The following is a 20,675-nucleotide window of genomic DNA, read 5'->3' on the forward strand; positions in this document are numbered from 1 at the left end:
GGAAAAGCGCCTTCCTTTTTGTCTAGAACAACGCCCACACGAAGCTTAACAAGCCGCTCAGCTGGTATGCTGTCTGCGGCCTGTTCCCATTTCTGAACGACTTCGGATAAAAAATCGGTAACTTTAGTCGGGCTTGATTCATCAAAAATACCGTCTGCTGATATGCCATACGCAGAAATGCCGGATGCATTAATGACAAGCGGCGGCTTGTGCTCGAGCGATTGTACAAGCTTTGAGATGCGGGCGGCTGCTGTTAGTCTTGAGTCCATGACACGCTTCTTGGCAGCTTGATTCCATCTTTGATTAATGGATTCACCTGTGAGATTGACTATGGCATCTATGCCTTCCAGCAAAGCAGGAGCAACTTCGAGTTCATCCCAAGTTAATTGGTTAAACCCAGTGCGATTGGATTGATTTTTAGAACTAGTTCTGGAAATAATCCATACCTCATCATTTCTCTCAAGCAAAGCCTTGGTAAGCGCACTTCCGATAAACCCAGTTCCTCCAGCTATTGCAACCCGCATCCTCGTTCGCTCCTTCAATTCACCCATTACTTCAGTTCATTGATTACTTTATTTCTTCAATTTTAACTAACCAATTTTGTTTGAGGGTCGCTTCACCTTCAATGGCTTTTTCCGAATACTCAAATTTCACTTTAGCATCGTCCGGTAATGCTTCTAACGTGCTTTTTTGGTCATCTGTTACTTGAAGTGCAATTGCACCGGCAGCTGTTTCTATTTCTATAGAGTGCGAGTCGCTTAGACCGCTATAAATACCTTCATTCACTTTGTTTGGCGCTGCTGGATCCTCGATCGTACCGTTATTGTTTGTTGCAGTATCTGTCGGTTCCGGTGAAGAAAGATCAGGATCAATGACACCATTATCTTCTGGCAACTGAGTAATAACTGGTCCGTCGGTTGGACTGCCTTGCTGTTCGTTTCCTGCATTAGTATTGCCACCGCCACATGCGGATGTTGCGAGCATAACAGCGAGAAGAACGGCTCCTGCTGTAGCTGCTTTTTTGTTTCTTCTTCGCTTCGATGAGTTCATCATGAGAACCACCTCCTGTAATTAATAACGAAATAGATGAGTATTAGGTTACATTTTTATATATAACCATAAAATACGAGTATGAAGCATGTATTTAAGGGGGGCATTAATTGATGATTAAATATAAATAAGTTTAAGCCGCACTGATGCGGCTTAAACTTATTTATTAAGTAGATGCTTATAGGGAGTATAGTCGATTCCTTGACGGTCAAGAAAAGTAACAAGACTACGGTAATCACGTTTAGGAGTTGCTCGTATGTAACCTTCGATACAATGCTCGCGCGTAACGGATGATGCGCCATGTTCAATCGCCACTTGACCAATCTTGGCTGCGATAGAATGTTTAGCTATATCACGAAAAGCGCTTGGCACTGGGGAAACAAGCTCGTCCAGCAAACTTTTGGAATCATCATTCCACATGCTGCGACTGCGATCTACCCAGTAGTTTTGCCAATCGAGCTTAGACTTGCCGTCTCGCATCGGAAGCACCTTGAGAAATTTTCGAAACATGAAAAATCCGCCAATCGACATAGCCGCAACCATGACGACCGCCCAAAAAACGATAAAATACATAAACCAGTCGGGGGCAACTTTCATACGTGTCTTTCACCTCAATAATGAATTATACCGTATTCCTAGATTTATTTCGACATTCCTTGTAAAATAAGGTTTGATCAACCGAAAGGGGCGTAATATTTATGTTGAAAATAGGTTCCCATGTATCATTTTCGGACAAGGGGCTGCTCACTGCAGCACAAGAAGCAGTATCGTATGGCTCAAGTACATTTATGATCTACACCGGCGCACCTCAAAATACAAGAAGGAAGCCGATCGATTCGTTATATATTGAAGAAGGAAAAGCGCTTATGGAGCAATCCGGTATTAATGAGATCGTGGTTCACGCGCCTTATATTGTGAATCTTGGCTCATATAAGGATTCTACGTACGAGCTTGCGGTTTCTTTTTTACAAGAAGAAATTCGCCGTACCGATTACATCGGTGTACGTAATATTGTTCTTCATCCAGGTGCCTATACGGACAAGGATGCAGAATATGGCATCGCTCGTATAGCTGAAGGCTTGAATGAAGTGCTTGCAGGCACAAAAGAAACGAATGTTAACATCGCCCTAGAGACGATGGCAGGCAAAGGCACAGAAATTGGCCGCAGCTTCGAAGAGCTTGCGGCGATTATTGACAAAGTTCAGGATAACGAACGGTTAACTGTATGTATGGATACTTGCCACATGCATGATGCTGGTTACGACCTTGTTCATGATCTGGACGGCGTTCTTGAGCAGTTCGATCGTGTTGTTGGATTAAACCGCGTTGCCGTTGTTCACGTGAACGATAGCWAGAACTCACGCGGTGCTGGTAAAGACAGACATGCTCCAGTTGGCGCAGGCTGGCTTGGTCACGATGCCATTCAAAGAATCGTTGAACATGAGGGCCTTAAGGGGCGTCCATTTATACTGGAAACGCCTTGGATTGGCAAGGAAGACAAGACTGAACGTCCGATGTATGAAGCGGAGATCGCTTTGCTGAGCGGCAATGGCAGAGCTCGCTTAGGTGAAAGCTTCTTTGAAGATGTGGAGCGCCTGCATCATTTCTTCGGCAAGCAAGAAATTGATTCCAGAGGTTTTGTACTCTCTACTTGGGATTTGCTAAAAAATGACGCAAAAGCAAAAAAAGCAGATCCGCGCGAGCCGATGGAGCGTCTGTACGATCTTGTAATGGCAGGCGAAGCATTGCCGGCAGGACTAACAGAAGAACAAATCAATCAGCGTATTACGGCTTGGTTTGGCGGCAAAGAGCTGCTTGCTAGACTTTAATTAAAGTTAACATTAATTCATATAGATCATTGCGAAAGGAAGTTTGAAGTCCATGTCATCACCATCCACCCCATCTGAAATAACCGTTGAAGCAGGTGGAAAGAGCGGGCGTGCGCGCATGCTTATTTCTTGTCCGGACCGCCCGGGCATCGTAGCTGCTGTTTCTCATTTCTTATATGAGCACGGGGCTAACATCGTTCAATCGGATCAATATACGATGGACCCGGAAGGCGGAATGTTTTTCATCCGTTTTGAATTTGATCTAGTTGATCTGGACAAGGAGCTTCCACTTCTTATGGAGGACTTCACCAGAGTAGCCGATCGATTTGATATGAAATGGCATACATTCCGTGCCAGCCGCAAGAAACGTCTTGCTGTGTTCGTTTCGAAAGAGGATCACTGCTTGCTAGAGCTGCTTTGGCAGTGGAAGGCAGGGGATCTTGATGCCGACATTTCAATGGTTATAAGCAACCACCCTGATATGCGCGAACTGGTCGAATCCTTTGGCATTCCGTATTACCATATCCCAGTTACAGCGACTACAAAAGAAGAAGCCGAGCGCAAGCAAATGGAAGTTGTTGCAGATAAAGCGGATATCATTGTATTGGCGCGTTACATGCAAATCATTTCGCCTAAGTTCATTGAACAATTTCCAAATCGGATCATTAATATTCACCACTCATTCCTACCCGCTTTCGTTGGGGGCAAGCCTTATGCGCAGGCATATACACGCGGCGTAAAAATTATCGGCGCGACAGCGCATTATGTAACAGAAGAATTAGACGGCGGGCCGATTATCGAGCAGGATGTTCAACGCGTCAGCCACCGTGACAACGTCGATGATTTGAAAAGAATCGGTCGGACAATTGAACGGGTCGTTCTCGCAAGAGCTGTGAAATGGCATATTGAAGATCGTGTAATCGTGCATAATAATAAAACTGTTGTATTCAACTAACTGTATTTTTATGCGAATTATCTATTTTTTTTGATGGAAAACGAGCATGCAGAGTGATACAATATTCAAAGTTATTGCGTACTGGTATGACGCTGTATCGTTGTTTTTAGAAACCATATAACGAGATGAAATTAGACAAGCTTAGACCATAGGAGGAAATTGTAATGTCAGTCACACAAAAGTCGGTTGAACAGCTTTCTATCGATACGATCCGTACACTTGCGATCGATTCCATCGAGAAAGCGAAATCAGGTCACCCTGGTATGCCAATGGGCGCTGCTCCAATGGGCTATCAATTATTTGCAAAAAATATGAAGCATAATCCATCGAACCCTACTTGGGTAAACCGTGATCGTTTTGTTTTGTCTGCGGGTCATGGCTCTATGCTGCTTTACAGCTTGCTTCACCTCTCCGGCTATGATGTGCCTATGGAAGAATTGAAAAACTTCCGTCAATGGGGCTCCCTAACACCAGGACACCCTGAGTTTGGCCACACGGCTGGCGTTGATGCAACAACGGGTCCACTTGGACAAGGTATCGCTATGGCGGTTGGCATGGCAATTGCGGAAGCACAGCTGGGCGCTACTTACAATAAAGAAGGCCACGAGCTTATTAACCACTTCACCTACTCCATTTGCGGCGACGGCGACTTGATGGAAGGTGTCTCTCATGAAGCTGCATCCTTCGCAGGCCACCTGCAGCTCGGCAAATTGGTCGTTCTATATGATTCCAACGATATTTCGCTTGATGGCGAATTGAGCCTTTCTTATTCCGAGAGCGTTCAAAAACGTTTTGAAGGCTACGGCTGGCAAGTGCTTCGCGTAGAAGATGGAAACGATCTAGATGCTTTGTCCAAAGCCGTTGCTGAGGCGCAAGCAGATCTATCCAAACCAACTTTAATCGAAGTAAAAACAGTAATCGGCTACGGCAGCCCGAACAAAGGCGGCAAAGGCGGACATGCTGGTCCTCATGGATCACCGCTTGGTGCTGATGAGACAAAATTGACGAAACAAGCTTACGGTTGGTCTGAAGAGCTTCAGTTCCACGTGCCTGACGAAGTTCGCGCTCACTTTGCAGATGTGAAAAGCAGCGGCGAGCAAGCAAATGCACAGTGGGATGCAAGCCTCGCAGCTTATAAAGAAGCTTTCCCTGAGCTTGCAGCTCAGTTCGAGCTTGCTATCTCTGGCGCAATGCCTGAGGGCTGGGACGCTGACCTTCCAGCATACACAACTGCGGACAACGCGGTTTCAACTCGTGTAGCTTCAGGAAATGCACTTAACGGTCTTGCGAAAAACGTTCCGACTATTTTCGGAGGATCTGCTGACCTTGAGAGCTCGACAATGACTCATCTGAAAGGTTTGACACAATTCAAACCAGGCAGCTACGATGGCCGCAATCTTTATTATGGCGTACGTGAATTCGGTATGGCTGCTGCCATGAACGGTATTGCTCTTCACAGTGGTTTGAAAGTATTCGGCGGTACGTTCTTCGTATTCACAGATTACCTTCGTCCTGCTGTTCGTCTTGCTGCATTGATGAAGCTGCCTGTTGTTTATGTATTGACGCATGACAGTATCGCAGTTGGCGAAGACGGTCCTACACATGAGCCGATTGAACAGCTTGCTTCGATCCGCATTATTCCTGATCTAACGGTTATCCGTCCAGCTGATGGCAACGAGACTTCCGCAGCATGGGCTTATGCTGTAGAGAACACTGGCAACCCGGTAGCGCTTGTGCTTACTCGCCAAAACTTGCCGATTCTTGAAGGCACAGTGAACGGTGTTCATGAGAACCTGCGCCGCGGCGCATACGTTGTATCTGATGCAGCAGATGGCAAGCCGCAAGCACAAATTCTTGCAACGGGCTCCGAGGTTCAACTTGCTGTAGCAGCTCAAAAAGCTCTTGCAGAAGAGGGCATTCAAGTACGTGTTGTCAGCATGCCAAGCTGGGATTTGTTCGAGAAGCAATCGAAGGAATACAAAAATTCCGTCATTCTTCCTGAAGTTAAAGCCCGCCTTGCGATTGAAATGGCTCATCCATTTGGCTGGGAGCGTTACACAGGAGATCAAGGCGATATTCTTGCTATCGACCGTTTCGGCGCATCAGCACCTGGCGATCGCGTAATCAAAGAGTATGGCTTTACGGTCGAAAACGTTGTTAGCAAAGTGAAAGCATTGCTGTAATAGCTTGTTCAACAGATCATCAAAGCTTTAGCATCCGATATATAAGGGAGATTACGTCTACGATGTCTCAATTCGAAAATGTATCGATCGTCAAGAAGGCAAATGTTTACTTCGACGGTAAAGTAACAAGCCGTGCTGTATTGTTCGCTGACGGCACCAAAAAAACACTCGGCATCATGCTGCCGGGTGACTATGAGTTTGGAACAGACTGCGTTGAAATCATGGAAATTTTGGCTGGCGATTTGAAGGTGCTTCTGCCTGGTGAAACCGAGTGGCTGCACATTCAAGGCGAAGGCGAATTCACTGTGCCTGCGAACACAAAATTCAAGCTTCAGGTTGCTGAAGTTTCGGACTATTGCTGCTCGTATATTTACGAGTAAGCACTAAATATTGAAAAAAGGGCTTCTTCGCTTCGGCGAAGAAGCCCTTTTTTTGTTCGTTCGCAGCATTGACTTATAATATTCGTTATTTCGTGACAAAACTTGTTCAAAGCGAATTGTTTTGAGGTGTAGAATCGGATAAAGTTAATTTATATGCACCGTATTCCATGACTGGAGGATTTTTTGGATGAAAGAAAGAAACTATACACCGCTCATATCGATCTTAACCATCGTCCTTGTCGGGCTGATAGCTGTTTTGTTTTTTCTGCCGGCGTACGAGGGAGAAATTCACTTTGACGTAACGATTTTGCCATTGCTGAATGCGATTTTTAACTGCTTTACTTTTATTGCACTCTGCATAGCGCTAACGGCGATTATGAAAAAAAATGTTCGGATGCACCGTGCGTTCATCAGCGCTGCATTTGTCTCCACAACGTTGTTCCTAATTTCCTATGTAGCGTATCATTATCTAACGGAATCAACGAAATACGGAGGAGAAGGCATTCTTCGCTCGATTTATTTCTTCATCCTCATTACACACATCCTGCTAGCGATTGTTGTCGTTCCTCTAGCCCTAATATCGGTTGTACGCGGGCTGCAGATGAAAGTGGAGAAGCATCGAAAAATTGCTAGATGGACGATGCCGATTTGGCTGTATGTAAGTCTTACTGGCGTAATTGTTTACTTAATGATCTCGCCATATTATTAAGCAGTATTTCAATGAAAAAGGGGTTGTCCACAGTGATTCATACACGCGGACAACCCCTTTTTAAATTAATCCAGTCCGCTAAGCTTGCGGCCGATCCATTGCTCGTAAGCTTGGCCTACGCTCGACATATCAAGCTGGCTTAGTCCCATTGCATCACCAATTTGGAATAGGCTCTTCGTTGCTTCCAGCAGAGGAGTCGGCACATGCAGACTGTCCGAGAGGGCAGAGGATAACCTTAAATCCTTTAACATCAGCTCGAGCGAAAATTGAACGTCGTAATTGCCTTCAAGCAGCTTTGGTCCCTTCATTTCAGCTGCCCTGCTTGCTGCACCGCCAGATTGAACGAGCTCGACGAACGAGCTGCCGTCAATGCCACCGCTTGCTGCTATCGCCATGCCTTCTGCAAGTGCCACAACGTTGATGCCAACAATCGTATTGTGGGCGAGCTTGGCAATGGAGCCGCTGCCGCTTGGGCCCATTGGAATGACTTTACGTCCCATAGCGAGCAAAACGTCTTGGACTTCTTCAATCTTGCCTGCATCGCCGCCAGCCATAAATACGAGTGTACCGCCTTCAGCGGCTGGCTTGCTGCCTGTAACCGGCGCATCTAGGAATACTGATCCAATAGTATCCGCCGCTGCGGCAAGCTCCTTAGCAAGCGTTGGAGATATCGTGCTGCTGTCAATTAGCGTAATGCCTGCGCGAGCACCTGCAAAAATACCGTTTTCGCCAAAGTAAACTTCACGGATTGCAGCATCATTACTAATCATTGTAATGACGATTTGTGCAGCACGCGCAACGTCAGCCGGTGATTCAAGCTCGGAGGCACCTAAGGCGAGCAAGGACTCTGCTTTGCCAGGAGTTCGATTATAAACGACAACTTCAAATCCTTTGCGCAATAAATTAGCAGCCATTCCCATTCCCATTACGCCTAACCCGATAAATCCGATCTTCTTCATAATCATATCCTCCACTTTGAATCGATTTTTGTTTAATTATACAGACACTTCATTAATTTTTCATCGTTTGTTGCTTGTTTTTATAAGGCAAATCCGATATTGTAGATGCTAAGTTGAAAAGCATTTTCAGGTGTAGAAGCCACATTGGTTTACAACATTCTAGGAGGTTTCCATTTACATGAGCAAAACAGTTCAGTTTGACTACAGCAAGGCTTTAGCATTCGTTGGCCAGCATGAAATCGATTATTTGACAGAATCCGTTCGTCTCGCACACGAGCAATTACATAACGGAACAGGTACAGGATCAGATTACCTTGGTTGGATCGATCTTCCGACTAACTACGATAAAGAAGAGTTCGCTCGCATTCAAAAGGCTGCTGAGAAGATCAAATCGGATTCCGAAGTTCTAATCGTTATCGGTATCGGTGGATCTTACCTTGGTGCACGTGCAGCTATTGAGGCGCTGTCGCACTCGTTCTACAATATTTTGCCAAAAGAACAACGTAAAACACCGCAAGTTTTGTTTGCCGGCAACAACATTAGCTCGACTTATGTGACTCACCTTTTGCAATTGGTTGAAGGCCGCGACTGGTCGATTAATGTAATTTCGAAGTCAGGCACGACAACTGAGCCTGCGATTGCATTCCGCGTATTCCGTGCTGCACTTGAGAAACAATACGGCAAAGAAGAAGCGCGCAAACGCATTTACGCAACGACAGACAGCGAGAAGGGCGCACTGAAGAAGCTTTCCTCTGAGGAAGGTTATGAATCGTTTATTATTCCTGACGATGTTGGCGGTCGCTACTCCGTGCTTACAGCAGTAGGCTTGCTGCCAATTGCAGCTGCAGGCATCAATATCGAATCCATTATGCAAGGTGCAGCAGACGCATCCAAAGAATACAGCAACCCTAATCTTGCAGAAAACGAAGCTTACCAATATGCAGCAGCACGCAACGCGCTGTACCGCAAAGGTAAAGTGACTGAAATTCTCGTTAACTACGAGCCATCGCTTCACTTCGTTTCCGAGTGGTGGAAACAGCTGTTTGGCGAAAGCGAAGGCAAAGACTTCAAAGGAATCTTCCCAGCAGCTGTAGATTTCTCAACAGACCTGCACTCGATGGGCCAGTTTATCCAAGAGGGTAACCGCAATATTTTTGAAACTGTTATTCAAGTTCAAGAAGTGTCTGAGCATATCGCTATCGAACACGATGCAGCGGATCTTGATGGCCTCAACTTCTTGACTGGAAAAACAATGGATTTCGTTAATAAGAAGGCTTTTGAAGGAACGCTTCTTGCTCATACGGATGGACAAGTTCCGAACTTTATCGTCAACATCAAAGACATGACGCCATACACATTCGGCTATCTTGTGTATTTCTTCGAAAAAGCATGCGGAATCAGCGGTTACCTGATGGGTGTTAATCCATTTGACCAACCGGGTGTTGAAGCATACAAAAAGAACATGTTCGCTTTGCTTGGCAAACCGGGCTTCGAGAAAGAAAAAGCCGAGCTGGAAGCAAGGCTGTAATCAACCGGCTTGAACGGTATACGGGAGTCATAGCCTATGCTTGAGAAGTATAGAACAGTCAGGTCGCAGGCTAGCGCAGAGATCGTCATCAAAAAGTCGCGTTTCATCGGGTATGCGAAGCCAGTGGAAACCGAAGAGGAAGCCGTTGCATTCATCAATGAGATTAAGCAGCTGCATAAGCAGGCGACCCATAACTGCTCGGCTTATATGGTGGGTGAGCGAGACCAGTTTCAGAAGGCATCGGATGATGGTGAGCCAAGCGGTACAGCGGGCAAGCCGATTCTCGAGGTTATCAAGCATAAGGGGCTTAAAAATGTAGCTGTCGTTGTGACGCGATATTTTGGAGGCATTATGCTCGGAGCAGGCGGACTCGTTAGAGCTTATACGGATGGTGCTGTAGCTGGCATTGAAGCAGCAGATGAAATCGTCAATGTGCTTCACCGCGAAGTATTTGTTGATGTGGACTACACTTGGTATGGCAAGCTGGAAAATGAGCTTCATACGAAGGGAACACGCGTTGGCGGGACGGATTTCACCGATCGAGTCAACGTGCGCTGCCTGCCGGAAGAGCCTGAAGCAGATACTTTTATCGCTTGGGTAACCGATCTGACACAAGGACAAGCGATCCTCTCTGAAGGAGAAAAGGTCTATTATATTGAAGGCGAATAAGAAGAAGAGGAGTATCGGCTTAGGCTGATACTCCTCTTCTTTGTACTCAGAGGCTTGTATAATAAACAATCATAAGAAAAAGCTATAAAAGCAATAAGAATTTCCAAATTTATTATTGACTTAATCCCAGTTTGGATGCTACATTATCAATACCTAGTATCTTAATAGGAATTATGTTTTTAATTGTTTTGTTACACCTACGGCACGAGCCGATGGTCTGGAGGTAAAGTCACAGTGAATGCTTTGTTTCGTGGTAAAGGGTGGAGTTTTGGTTTTCGAAGCACCATAATGCTTTATTTTGTCATCTTAATTATTTTACCAATCGTTGGCATTTACACGCAATCATTTTCGCTTGGATGGACCCCTTTCTGGGAAAGCGTATCCGATCCACTGGCTTGGAAAGCGGTGCTGCTTACAGTAAAGTTGGCTGTTATCGCAACGATACTCAATATGTTTTTGGGGACGATGATCGGATGGGTGCTTATTCGTTACCGTTTTCCCGGACGTCGTTTGCTCAACAGTCTAGTTGACTTGCCGTTTGCATTACCTACAGCAGTAGGCGGACTTATGATCTTGCTTCTGCTAGGGCCTAATAGTTTAGTAGGCGGCCTAGCCCAAAAGATTGGCATCGAAATCGTGTTCCATGAGCCGGCAATTGTTGTCGCTATGCTGTTCGTTACCTTTCCTTTTGTTATTCGTGCCATTCAGCCTTTACTTGAGGAAATGGATAAATCAGAGGAAGAAGCAGCCTATACGCTAGGCGCAACGCGCGCGAAAACGTTTTTTAGCGTTATTTTTCCTACGATGCTGCCAGGAATTTTGAGCGGCGCTATGCTGGCTTTCTCCCGCGGAATTGCGGAGTTTGGCGCAGTTGTGCTCGTTGCAGGCAATATTCCAGGCAAGACGTTAATTGCCTCCGTTTATATTTTTGGAGAAATTGAAAGCAGTAATCCGCAGGGAGCCGCCGCTGTATCGGTGCTGCTGCTCACGCTATCCTTCCTCATCTTATGGACGGTCAACCTCATTCAAGGCAGGAGGGGCGACCTATGATGAGAAGATTGTGGATTACATTAACTTATATTATTTTTGGATTGCTGCTCATCGCGCCATTGATCAAAATCTTTACAGGCTCTTGGGCAGATGGCTGGAGCGGCTTTATAGAAGGCATTACTAGGCCGCAGTCGCTGCATGCTCTTATGATGACGGGAATTATCGTTGTTGTCGTTACAGCCTTAAATACGTTGTTTGGCATTATGCTAGCAATGTATCTCGTCCGGGCCGAATGGATTGGGAAAAGGATGAAGCGGCTGCTTAACAGCTTAGTCGATTTGCCCTTTGCGGTATCACCAGTTATCGGCGGTTTGATGATCGTTCTTATTTTGGGACCTAATACAATTATCGGTGCATTGTTTGAGGATGCGGGCTTCAAAATCGTCTATGCGCTGCCAGGGATGATCTTAGCGACATTGTTCGTCACATTCCCGCTAATGGTACGCGAGGTTATGCCCGTGCTGCAGGAGATTGGAGCACAGCAGGAGGAAGCGGCATCAACGCTCGGCGCTTATTCCTGGTACACGTTCTGGAAAGTAACTTGGCCATCGATTCGGTGGGGTGTTATCTACGGCGTAGTATTGACTGTTGCACGGTCACTGGGAGAATTCGGAGCTGTACTCGTCGTCTCCGGCAATATTATGAATAAAACACAAACAGCCACTACACTCGTTTATCAAGATGTTGAAAATTTTAACGTTGTTGCCGCCAATGGCGTGGCTCTAGTTCTTGCGGCATTTTCAGTTGGACTGCTGCTGCTAATGGAATGGGCGAAAAAACGAAAGGAAGTGCATTAAGCCATGCATATTGAAGTACGGAACTTGAATAAAAACTTTGGCGATTTTCATGCAGTGAAGGATGTAAGCTTTGAAATCGAAAAAGGTCATCTGATCGGCTTGCTCGGACCGAGCGGCGGTGGTAAAACGTCCATACTTCGAATGCTGGCGGGGCTCGAGTCTCCTTCCTCAGGCGATATTCTGTTCCACGGCAAACGTGTGAATGATCTTCCGCCGCAGGAGCGCGGCATCGGTTTCGTATTTCAAAACTATGCGCTCTTCAAGCATATGACCGTATATGACAATATCGCATTTGGCTTAAAGGTGAAGAAGCAATCGAAGGAGCAAATTCGCGAGCGCGTTATGTACTTGGTAGAGCTTACGGGGCTAAAAGGTTTCGAGCATCGTTACGCCCATCAGCTGTCAGGAGGCCAACGCCAACGTGTTGCTTTCGCTAGAGCGCTCGCGCCTGAGCCGCAGCTGCTGCTCCTCGATGAGCCGTTTGCTGCTATCGATGCGAAGATCCGGACCGAGCTTCGCACATGGCTTAAAGAAATGATTGAGCGTGTCGGCATCACATCGATTTTCGTTACGCATGATCAAGAGGAAGCGATTGAAGTTGCCGATGAGATCATGATTATAAGCAAAGGCAAGTTAGAGCAAAAAGGCAGCCCATGGGACATTTACAAAAATCCAGAGACACCGTTTGTAGCAAGCTTTATTGGCGAATCTACTATTGTAGACAATATCGCGGAGCTTAAAGGTTTTGAGGATGCAGCGAGCCGTCCGGGCACTAAAGCACTTATCCGGCCTGAATATATTGAGATTGGCAAACCGGGCGAGATCAAGCTGGCTTCAGCTACGCTTGCCGGTAAAGTAAAACAGCTGCATTTCCGCGGCAGCGAGTGGATGGTTGAGCTGCTTGTTGGCGATACGAAGCTGATTACGTACCGTTCGCTGGAGCAAGAAGTGCTTCATCCCGGAGATGAGGTAAGGGTACTCGTCCATCGGGCTTATTTATTCAATGACAACGAAAGCTGGATTGCGGAAAATAAGCTGAAGGTTGACCCCATGCCTATTCATATTTAACCAATATGCTACGTAGAAAGAGTTGTATGCGAATATGAAAATCAATCTGGTAACAAGTCAGCGCATGCTCGTGCTGCTGCTTGCTGCGGTTATGCTGATCGTATCGGCAGGCTGCAGTAAAGAGGAGCAGACGAGTAACCATGCGGCTGGGTCTACCGTACAGGACGGCGATGTTACACTTGTAATCGGTGCGTATTCGGTAGTGAAGGATGCTTTCGCGGATTTGCTGCCTGCATTCCAAAAGTATTGGCTGCAGGAAACCGGGCAAAAGGTCGTATTTCAGGAATCGTATGAGGCTTCAGGCACGCAAGCCAGGGCGATCGCTGGAGGTTTTGAAGCCGACGTTGCCGTGTTAGCTATGGAAGGTGATCTCGACAAAATAGCGAAGGCGGGTTTCATTACGCATGACTGGAAGGCACAGAGCAATAATGGCATGATCACGAACTCCATCGTTGTATTGGGGACTCGTACCGGCAATCCGCTCGGAATTAAGGATTGGAATGACTTAACACGCGAGGGTGTGAAGGTGCTGTATCCGAATCCGAAAACTTCCGGCGGCGCTCAGTGGGACATTAACGCCATATATGGCGCTGGCCTTAAGCAGTCAGAGGAGCAGACGGGTACAAAGGATGCCGAATATGCGAAGCATTTTCTAAAAGCAGTCCATGCCAATGTGGAATCGCTTGATAAGAGCGGTCGCGCATCGATGGCAGCCTTCGAATATGGTGTAGGCGATGTCATCGTCACTTACGAGAATGAGCTGCTCGCTCGAATTAAGAAAGGCGTCAATTATGACATCGTTGTCCCAAAAGACACGATATTAATCGAGAATCCAGCAGCGATCGTGGATAAAAATGCGGATAAGCATGGCGTTCGCAAGGTAGCCGAGGCTTTTATTGCCTTTTTGCAAACGGAGCAGGCACAGCGGCTTTTCGTGGATCATGGATTCCGCTCCGTAGACAAGAAGGTAGCTGAGGGTACGAAAGACCGTTATGTGGTGCCGGAAGGATTGTTTGACATTTCTTACTTAGGCGGCTGGTCTGAGGTTAGAGAAAACCTTTATTCCAAAAAAGGTGTCTGGTATCAAGTACTCGCTGATCTTTAATACGATGTGTGAGGAAAGTTCTTAATAAACCTCTGTGCTTTATGTCTCTCGTTTAAACGAGAGACATAAAGCACAGAGGTTTTTTTGATGAAAGCATGATGCTGCCATCGACTAAACGAAATATGAGCGATTTGTTTACGATTGTTAAAATAAGTCTAAAAGATGCTGGGGAGCAGGCAAAGTTTCCGGGCTTTTTTTGTGCGTAAAGGCACTTCATGGGCCGAACGTACTAAAAATGCTACTCCGCTGCGAATGATGTAGAAACGAGAGAAGCAAGGGCAAGGGGGAGAAATGATGAAAAATACTCAAACATTGAACAAGAAAAAGAAAAGGATTAAATACTTTTTGATCATAAGTATAGCTTTGTTGATCATCGTTGCTTTGGGCGGATGGGGGACATTTCGTTACCTGATCGGCAAGCAGGATATTGGACAGCTTGAGGTGCCGCTGCCGGCAGCTACGATTTTGTATGATCAGCACGGTACGGAAGCCACCCGTATTTCTTTCAATAAAATTGATGAGATTGCCTATGAAGACATACCAAAACATATGGTTGATGCCGTTGTTGCGGTAGAGGACAGACGTTACTTCGAGCACGAAGGAATGGATATGCGGGCAATTAGCCGAGCGATTTGGACAAATATAACATCAGGCGGGACAGTACAGGGCGGAAGCACGATAACACAGCAGCTCGCGAAAAATGTCTTTTTGTCGCAGGAGAGAACCTGGTCGCGGAAGTGGGATGAGCTGCTTTTGGCGAAAAAGATTGAGGAAAGCTACAGCAAAGAGGATATTATGGAGAAGTACCTCAACCAGATCTACTATGGTGATGGAGCATGGGGAATCGATAGAGCGGCGCATACGTATTTTGGCAAGCAGCCAAATCAGCTTAGCGTAGCGGAGGCAGCGTTGCTAGCTGGTCTAATCAAGGCGCCATCCGCCCTAACTCCTTATAAACATCTAGAAAAAGCGATTGATCGAAGAAATGTGGTTCTTCAGCTTATGAAGGATCAAGCGCTAATTAGCGAGGATATATACAATAAGGCCATTCATGAGCCTGTGAAATTACTGAGCGCAAAGCCTAATCGAGTAGATGATATCAACTATCCTTATTATGTGGACCAGATCATTCGTGAGGCGATGACGCAATATGGGTTATCGGAAAATGAAGTGCTGCAGGGCGGACTTCGAATCTATACCGCATTGGATACGAAAATGCAGCAGTCGGCGGAACAGGTGTATGCGAAGGAATCTCTATTCCCAAATAGTGCTGCAGACCAGCTCATTCAAAGCGGTGCTGTTCTGATTGATCCGCGTGACGGCGGAATTCGGGCGATGGTTGGCGGCAGAGGAGAGCAGCCATTTCGCGGCTTTAACCGAGCGACGCAGCTAAGCCGTCAACCAGGCTCAACGATCAAGCCCATCGCTGTATACACGCCTGCGCTGGAGCTTGGCTATAAGCCAAGCGATGATCTAGTTGATGAACCGATCAATATTAACGGCTATGAGCCAAAAAACGCAGACGGCTCCTTTCATGGCAGAGTGTCACTTTATGAAGCGCTTATTAACTCTTACAACATACCTGCTGTGAAGCTGCTTAACGAAATGGGTATTGAAAAAGGAATGGATGCGGYGGCGCGTTTCGGCATTCCTCTGACAGATGAGGATCGCTCGCTGGGGCTTGCGCTCGGCGGTCTTCATGAGGGTGTATCGCCGCTTCAGATGGCCGAAGCTTTTGGCGTATTCGCAAGTGACGGTGTTCGTAATCATGCGCATACCATTACTCGCATCGAATCGGCAGACGGCAGCGTACTGGCTGAATTCAAGCAGAGTGAAGGCAGAGTGAAAGTAACGGAGCCAGAAATTGCCCGAACGATGACAGCTATGTTAGAGGGAGTCATAAAGGATGGGACGGGTACTGCTGCAATGCTTGAAGGCCGCCCAGTTGCAGGGAAATCTGGAACGACACAAATGCTAGGCACGACAGGCTACGGCGCAAAGGACAATTGGTTCGTTGGCTACACTCCGCAGCTTGTAGGCGCGGTGTGGCTTGGGTACGATCAAAGCGACAGCAGCCATTATTTGTCGACGAGCTCAAAGGCTGCGGCTGTTGTCTTTCAAGCTATATTCGCAGATGCATTAAAGGATGAGCCGGTTATACCGTTTCCTAAGGCACCAGACTTTTTGCCGAAGAAGAAGGATAAGGAAAAAGAAAAAAATAATATATCGAACAAAGATGATGATTCTGATAAGAAACGAGATTGGAAAAAGGAAAGGGAAGAAAGAAAAAAACAGAAGGAAAAAGAAAAAGAAAAAGAAAAAGAGAGAAAGAAAGAGAGGCACAAGGATAAAGATAAGGATAAGGATAAAAACTGAGGAATAGGGCGTGATAATGTAAAAGGGAATTGATGGAATAATAACACCAACTAGGGAGGATCAAGTTATTAATAATAGAAGTTTATTCAGGAAAAATGCAATTGTCGGACAACCATTGTATAATGAATAGGCTATTAACTATTTTTTCTATGGTTAATTAATTTTCGAATGAAAAAGGGGAGTATTATCCTATGTCAACAATGAATGTATTTGTTACAAACTGGTTGAATCATCGTAAAGTATTGCTTGCTATGCTTGATACTGTACAAAATGAAAACCTCCAATATAAGCCTTGGGAAAAGGCAATGTCGTTGTCAACTCTTGTTCTCCATATCAATGGATCAATGGACATGTTCGCACAAACGGTAAAAAACGGCGTGTTCACGCCACCTTCAACAGCTAAACAAGCTGAAACGATTGAAGAGCTGAAAGCGATCGTAGCAGCGGATACCGCTTCAACGAAAACATTGCTTGAATCTTTATCGGATGAGCAATTGGAAAAAGAGATCGACTTCCATGGCATGAAAATGGCTGGAATCGTTTTGCTCGAGAATGGCAAGGATCATGAAATTCATCACAAAGGTCAATTGTTCATTTATCTGCGTTTGCTGGGCATCGAAACATTGCCGTTTTTCGTAAGCAGATAATAGGAATTGTATTATAAGGGGAGGAGTTCATACATCAGGCCTTTGGTCTCATGAAGCAACTCCTCCTTTTTATTAACTCCTCCTACTTGGCAACTCCTATCAAATTTATAGAATAGGAATGAAGAGACGATGATCAAAATAAACAGTTCAGAATTGAACGCTGCTTTTCAAGCATTTATTGGCAAGGAAGTTTATATTCATAGTGAAGCGACCTCTTTCGTCTTTGTCCGAAACTTCAAGGTTAGCCTCACTGAAGCCCATATTGCTGGTGAGGGTTCATACCGGATAGCTCTTCGCTTTGATGAGCTTGGCTGGCTGCGAACAGAAGCACTCACCCATTTTGAAGTAACGGTGGATGAGAAGCTATTACTGGCGGGTTACGATGATAAAGGCAGAATGAACGTTGCTCTGCAGCTTGGAAAGGAGCCGTTTCCGGAATGAGTGAAAAAGCAGTTAAAAAGCTATTAGCTGTGTTTGCGCATCCTGATGATGAGTCTTTTATTTGCGGAGGAACATTGGCAAAGTATGCAAGCATGGGAGTTGAAATTACTCTTGTAAGTGCGACAAAAGGCGAAATGGGACGTCGAATGGGAAACCCGCCTTATGTGAATCGAGAGACTATGCCTGATATTCGGGAAAAAGAGCTGCGAAACGCTTGCGAGGCACTTGGCATTCAAAATCTTATTTTTTTTGATATCCGTGACAAGATGGTTGAATTTTACGATTCAGAGAGCCTCATCTCAAAAATAGGCGTACTCATGGATGAGATCAATCCGGATGTAGTCCTTACTTTTCATGAAATTTTAGGCGGACATCCTGATCACTGTGCAATTGGTAAAGCAACAACTACCGCTTTCCACCGTAGCAAGCAGCCGGGTGCGCTCTATTTCATCAGTTTCGGCGATATGATGAATGCTCCGGAACGATTTGGTTACACGAAGCAGGGCATTGTCAAAATTGATGTTCGTCATCAGTTAGAAGCTAAGCTTGCTGCGTTTCGTGCGCATCGCTGTCAAACCGAAATGGACGAATGGGTATGGGAAGCAGACAGCGCAGCATTGGCGCATTTTGGCAAGTTTGAGTATTTTATAAAAGGAAATCAAACAATGATCCCAAAAACTGCGGATGATCTTTTTTAAAAAACGTACATACGAAACAGGCAGTCTTCAAGCAGCTTAATCTGCTGAAAGACTGCCTGTTTTTATTTTGTTTAAAACATTGGAAATACATATCGAACAAGAAAGTAGAGAGCCCCGAAGAAGATAATAATGTAGGCAGCATATTTGATGAATGTAGACGCCACTAAACTTGAATCTGATTTTTTTTCAACATGTCTTTCTTCAATCTCTAAATTTTGTTGCCTTGTCGTCATTTGAATCACTCCCTTAGTGAGTTTGATAATATTGAATACCCTTCTGGGGTAATGATGAATCAATGGAGTACAGAAAATCGTTTATATATCGATGTTTTTCGATCATTTCTTGGGAAATAGTCGAGATAGGTAAATGGTAACCTAATCATTTTGTACCATTGAATCTGTCATGAGGAAGATGGATAATAACGGAAATAGCTTTTCTTTTTTTGCAGCGAGTAAAAAGGGTTTATCCCTTTTTTTGAGAATTGAGGTTCTTTTTTACGAAGGTCTGAATATCTTAGTTAACGAAGCCCTATTGTTGCAGGTACACCTTTATTTTGCAAAACAATAGAATAGGGCAACAGGAGGCATATAAGTTGAACGAAGCAAGGAAGCCTTTACAGCTAAGTACACAGATGAGCCATAGCCACAGGGACATCCTACTTGAAATTGAGGAAACGATTGCGGAATTGGAAATCTACTTGGAGACAAACCCGGATGATGAGATCGCTTTGGTGCAATATGAGCAGTTTTTGAATAAACGCGAGGATTTCACTTATTTTTTGGCGGAGCCGTATGGGAAAGCATCTCAATCTGTCATGCAGGCGTAATCAAATAGAGCAAGGATGTCAATAACATGGACATGCATGGTTCGGAAGAGCTGCATGGTTGCAGCTAGGCTAAGGGGAATTAATAATTAGATCTGAGATTAGGAGTCAAAAGGATGCCAAGGAGCGAGCAGCTGCCCTTGGCATTTTTTTATTTTGATTAGCGTATGATGAGACGAATGTACGTAGGGTTATTTTCGATATTTTTATCTTTAGCATGGGAATCAAAGAGGATGTCTGAAGGGAGATGGGGAAATAACCACACAATTAAATAAATAAAAGTTTAGCGAAAATATTAATTGAAAATGATTTTCATTCGCTGTATAATGAGAAACGGTATCAATATAATGATACTAATTATCATTATCATACAGGAGGAAATAAAGTGAAACGAGCAGGATGGAAGATTGGTATTATGACTTTATTATTAGCGACTACGGTAGCATGCGGAAACAATGTAAATAAGCCAGAACAGGTGACTGGAAACACAGCAACAGAGCAGCCAAGCTCGGCTGCAACGGAAGCTCCTGTGTCTGATTCTAAAATAGAAGTAGATGAAACAAAAGCAGCGGAACTGATTGCACAGTTCAATAACCAAGTTCCATCATCAACGGTAACCATATCAGTAGCTATTGCTGAGCTTCTAAATGAGCTTGGAATTGAGACAGCCGGTGTTCCAACGACGAAGAACAAATTGCCAGAAGCTTTCGTTAACCTGCCTCGCATCGGCTCATCTCATCAGCCGGATCTAGAGCAAATTGCAAAGCTGCAGCCTGGTGTCATTCTTGGACCAAGCTCCATTAAGGATAGTTTGGATAAATCCTTTAAACCAGCGAATTTACCTACAGCTTATTTGCCTGCGGACTCCTTAGACGAGTTGAAACTCAGCACGGTAGTTCTAGGTCGAGTGTACGGGAAAGAAGATAAAGCGAATGAAGTATTGCAGAAGCTGAGCGAACAAGAGGCGGAAGCTGTTAAGCTTTCCGAAGGCAAAGATGCTCCAAGCGTAATGGTTCTATTCGGTTCTGCTGAATCATTAATGTTCATGAACGATAGTACTTTTGTAGGCAGCTTGGCGAAGAAGCTAGGAGCAAAAAACGTATTATCAGAAGTATTGAAAAAAGAAGATGCTTATGTACCACTTGATATGGAAAGCATCGTAACGGCTAATCCAGATATTATTTTGCTAGTTGCTCATGGTGATCCTTCTGCTGTTACGAAGCAGCTTGAAGATGATGTGAAGAAGAACGGAGCTTGGGAGAAGCTGAACGCATTTAAAAACGGCAAGCTGATTGCACTTGATTATAGCTTATATGGAGTAGCTTCGTTAGTAAATGCACCAAATGCATACCAAGATATGGCGAAAATTTTGTATAACTAATGAAAGGGAGCTTAGAGGTGACGGATA

The 20,675-nt window shown here is 45.1% G+C and carries 21 protein-coding genes; 17 read left to right on the forward strand and 4 right to left on the reverse strand.

Annotated elements, in window-relative coordinates:
- From AC1DSE_RS00980 to AC1DSE_RS00990, 3 genes are all read right to left on the reverse strand, one after another.
- A partial coding sequence (locus AC1DSE_RS00980; RefSeq protein WP_477527327.1) for an NAD-dependent epimerase/dehydratase family protein occupies positions 1–524 on the reverse strand: 524 nt, incomplete at its 3' end.
- A gap of 43 nt (positions 525–567) precedes the next feature.
- Entirely contained in the window at positions 568–1,053 is a 486-nt protein-coding gene (locus tag AC1DSE_RS00985) for a hypothetical protein (RefSeq protein WP_339207515.1), read from the reverse strand.
- A gap of 156 nt (positions 1,054–1,209) precedes the next feature.
- Positions 1,210–1,647, reverse strand: a complete 438-nt coding sequence (locus AC1DSE_RS00990; RefSeq protein ID WP_076271042.1) for a DUF2621 domain-containing protein — start codon at positions 1,645–1,647, stop codon at positions 1,210–1,212.
- Positions 1,648–1,748: 101 nt separating this feature from the next.
- On the opposite strand from AC1DSE_RS00990, the gene AC1DSE_RS00995 reads away from it, so the two are divergent.
- The 5 genes from AC1DSE_RS00995 to AC1DSE_RS01015 all read left to right on the forward strand — a co-directional run bounded on the left by AC1DSE_RS00995 (position 1,749) and on the right by AC1DSE_RS01015 (position 7,106).
- Positions 1,749–2,879, forward strand: a complete 1,131-nt coding sequence (locus AC1DSE_RS00995) for a deoxyribonuclease IV (protein ID WP_477527328.1) — start codon at positions 1,749–1,751, stop codon at positions 2,877–2,879.
- A gap of 52 nt (positions 2,880–2,931) precedes the next feature.
- Entirely contained in the window at positions 2,932–3,834 is a 903-nt protein-coding gene (gene purU / locus AC1DSE_RS01000; protein ID WP_339207517.1) for a formyltetrahydrofolate deformylase, read from the forward strand.
- Between the two features lie 164 nt (positions 3,835–3,998).
- A complete protein-coding gene (tkt, locus tag AC1DSE_RS01005; RefSeq protein WP_477509465.1) occupies positions 3,999–6,017 on the forward strand; it encodes a transketolase in 2,019 nt (672 codons plus the stop codon).
- A 62-nt stretch (positions 6,018–6,079) separates the two neighbouring features.
- On the forward strand, positions 6,080–6,397 hold the full coding sequence (gene ppnP, locus AC1DSE_RS01010; protein ID WP_076271046.1) for a pyrimidine/purine nucleoside phosphorylase: 318 nt from the start codon (positions 6,080–6,082) through the stop codon (positions 6,395–6,397).
- 187 nt (positions 6,398–6,584) lie between these two features.
- Entirely contained in the window at positions 6,585–7,106 is a 522-nt protein-coding gene (locus tag AC1DSE_RS01015; protein ID WP_477509464.1) for a DUF420 domain-containing protein, read from the forward strand.
- A 65-nt stretch (positions 7,107–7,171) separates the two neighbouring features.
- Here the strand turns inward: AC1DSE_RS01015 and AC1DSE_RS01020 are convergent, their stop codons facing one another.
- Entirely contained in the window at positions 7,172–8,071 is a 900-nt protein-coding gene (locus AC1DSE_RS01020) for an NAD(P)-dependent oxidoreductase (protein ID WP_441879282.1), read from the reverse strand.
- 172 nt (positions 8,072–8,243) lie between these two features.
- On the opposite strand from AC1DSE_RS01020, the gene AC1DSE_RS01025 reads away from it, so the two are divergent.
- From AC1DSE_RS01025 to AC1DSE_RS01080, 12 genes are all read left to right on the forward strand, one after another.
- Complete coding sequence (locus AC1DSE_RS01025; protein ID WP_076271049.1) at positions 8,244–9,593, forward strand: glucose-6-phosphate isomerase; 1,350 nt, start codon at positions 8,244–8,246, stop codon at positions 9,591–9,593.
- Positions 9,594–9,629: 36 nt separating this feature from the next.
- Positions 9,630–10,262, forward strand: coding sequence for a YigZ family protein (locus AC1DSE_RS01030; protein ID WP_477509463.1), 633 nt, complete (start codon positions 9,630–9,632; stop codon positions 10,260–10,262).
- 288 nt (positions 10,263–10,550) lie between these two features.
- Positions 10,551–11,312 (forward strand): sulfate ABC transporter permease subunit CysT, encoded by a 762-nt coding sequence (cysT, locus tag AC1DSE_RS01035; RefSeq protein WP_430057824.1) that lies wholly within the window; start codon positions 10,551–10,553, stop codon positions 11,310–11,312.
- Positions 11,312–12,109 (forward strand): sulfate ABC transporter permease, encoded by a 798-nt coding sequence (locus AC1DSE_RS01040; RefSeq protein WP_441879435.1) that lies wholly within the window; start codon positions 11,312–11,314, stop codon positions 12,107–12,109. Before cysT ends, AC1DSE_RS01040 begins: the two co-directional genes overlap by 1 nt.
- Before the next feature lie 3 nt (positions 12,110–12,112).
- Complete coding sequence (locus AC1DSE_RS01045) at positions 12,113–13,177, forward strand: sulfate/molybdate ABC transporter ATP-binding protein (RefSeq protein WP_076271051.1); 1,065 nt, start codon at positions 12,113–12,115, stop codon at positions 13,175–13,177.
- 34 nt (positions 13,178–13,211) lie between these two features.
- A complete protein-coding gene (locus AC1DSE_RS01050) occupies positions 13,212–14,282 on the forward strand; it encodes a sulfate ABC transporter substrate-binding protein (RefSeq protein WP_477509462.1) in 1,071 nt (356 codons plus the stop codon).
- Positions 14,283–14,573: 291 nt separating this feature from the next.
- On the forward strand, positions 14,574–16,658 hold the full coding sequence (locus AC1DSE_RS01055) for a transglycosylase domain-containing protein (RefSeq protein ID WP_477527329.1): 2,085 nt from the start codon (positions 14,574–14,576) through the stop codon (positions 16,656–16,658).
- Positions 16,659–16,849: 191 nt separating this feature from the next.
- The gene (locus AC1DSE_RS01060; protein WP_477509460.1) at positions 16,850–17,305 is read left to right on the forward strand and encodes a DinB family protein; all 456 of its coding nucleotides are present in this window, start codon (positions 16,850–16,852) and stop codon (positions 17,303–17,305) included.
- Between the two features lie 129 nt (positions 17,306–17,434).
- Entirely contained in the window at positions 17,435–17,746 is a 312-nt protein-coding gene (locus tag AC1DSE_RS01065) for a DUF1806 family protein (protein ID WP_477509459.1), read from the forward strand.
- Complete coding sequence (locus AC1DSE_RS01070) at positions 17,743–18,444, forward strand: PIG-L family deacetylase (protein ID WP_477509458.1); 702 nt, start codon at positions 17,743–17,745, stop codon at positions 18,442–18,444. The genes AC1DSE_RS01065 and AC1DSE_RS01070 overlap by 4 nt, the downstream gene beginning before the upstream one ends.
- A 592-nt stretch (positions 18,445–19,036) precedes the next feature.
- Positions 19,037–19,270, forward strand: a complete 234-nt coding sequence (locus AC1DSE_RS01075; RefSeq protein ID WP_076268049.1) for a hypothetical protein — start codon at positions 19,037–19,039, stop codon at positions 19,268–19,270.
- 382 nt (positions 19,271–19,652) lie between these two features.
- Positions 19,653–20,648, forward strand: a complete 996-nt coding sequence (locus tag AC1DSE_RS01080) for an ABC transporter substrate-binding protein (RefSeq protein WP_477509457.1) — start codon at positions 19,653–19,655, stop codon at positions 20,646–20,648.
- Positions 20,649–20,675 lie beyond the last annotated feature (27 nt).

The organism is Paenibacillus sp. 01L418 (assembly GCF_056400045.1).

Excerpts from the sequence above, each read along its gene's own strand:
- AC1DSE_RS01030 (WP_477509463.1), top strand. The coding sequence starts at position 9,630 with ATGCTTGAGAAGTATAGAACAGTCAGGTCGCAGGCTAGCGCAGAGATC.
- ppnP (WP_076271046.1), top strand. The coding sequence starts at position 6,080 with ATGTCTCAATTCGAAAATGTATCGATCGTCAAGAAGGCAAATGTTTAC.
- AC1DSE_RS01040 (WP_441879435.1), top strand. The coding sequence starts at position 11,312 with ATGAGAAGATTGTGGATTACATTAACTTATATTATTTTTGGATTGCTG.
- AC1DSE_RS01060 (WP_477509460.1), top strand. The coding sequence starts at position 16,850 with ATGTCAACAATGAATGTATTTGTTACAAACTGGTTGAATCATCGTAAA.
- tkt (WP_477509465.1), top strand. The coding sequence starts at position 3,999 with ATGTCAGTCACACAAAAGTCGGTTGAACAGCTTTCTATCGATACGATC.
- AC1DSE_RS00985 (WP_339207515.1), bottom strand. The coding sequence starts at position 1,053 with ATGATGAACTCATCGAAGCGAAGAAGAAACAAAAAAGCAGCTACAGCA.
- purU (WP_339207517.1), top strand. The coding sequence starts at position 2,932 with ATGTCATCACCATCCACCCCATCTGAAATAACCGTTGAAGCAGGTGGA.
- AC1DSE_RS01015 (WP_477509464.1), top strand. The coding sequence starts at position 6,585 with ATGAAAGAAAGAAACTATACACCGCTCATATCGATCTTAACCATCGTC.
- AC1DSE_RS01065 (WP_477509459.1), top strand. The coding sequence starts at position 17,435 with ATGATCAAAATAAACAGTTCAGAATTGAACGCTGCTTTTCAAGCATTT.
- AC1DSE_RS00990 (WP_076271042.1), bottom strand. The coding sequence starts at position 1,647 with ATGAAAGTTGCCCCCGACTGGTTTATGTATTTTATCGTTTTTTGGGCG.
- AC1DSE_RS01020 (WP_441879282.1), bottom strand. The coding sequence starts at position 8,071 with ATGATTATGAAGAAGATCGGATTTATCGGGTTAGGCGTAATGGGAATG.
- AC1DSE_RS01025 (WP_076271049.1), top strand. The coding sequence starts at position 8,244 with ATGAGCAAAACAGTTCAGTTTGACTACAGCAAGGCTTTAGCATTCGTT.
- AC1DSE_RS01045 (WP_076271051.1), top strand. The coding sequence starts at position 12,113 with ATGCATATTGAAGTACGGAACTTGAATAAAAACTTTGGCGATTTTCAT.
- AC1DSE_RS01070 (WP_477509458.1), top strand. The coding sequence starts at position 17,743 with ATGAGTGAAAAAGCAGTTAAAAAGCTATTAGCTGTGTTTGCGCATCCT.
- AC1DSE_RS01050 (WP_477509462.1), top strand. The coding sequence starts at position 13,212 with ATGAAAATCAATCTGGTAACAAGTCAGCGCATGCTCGTGCTGCTGCTT.
- cysT (WP_430057824.1), top strand. The coding sequence starts at position 10,551 with ATGCTTTATTTTGTCATCTTAATTATTTTACCAATCGTTGGCATTTAC.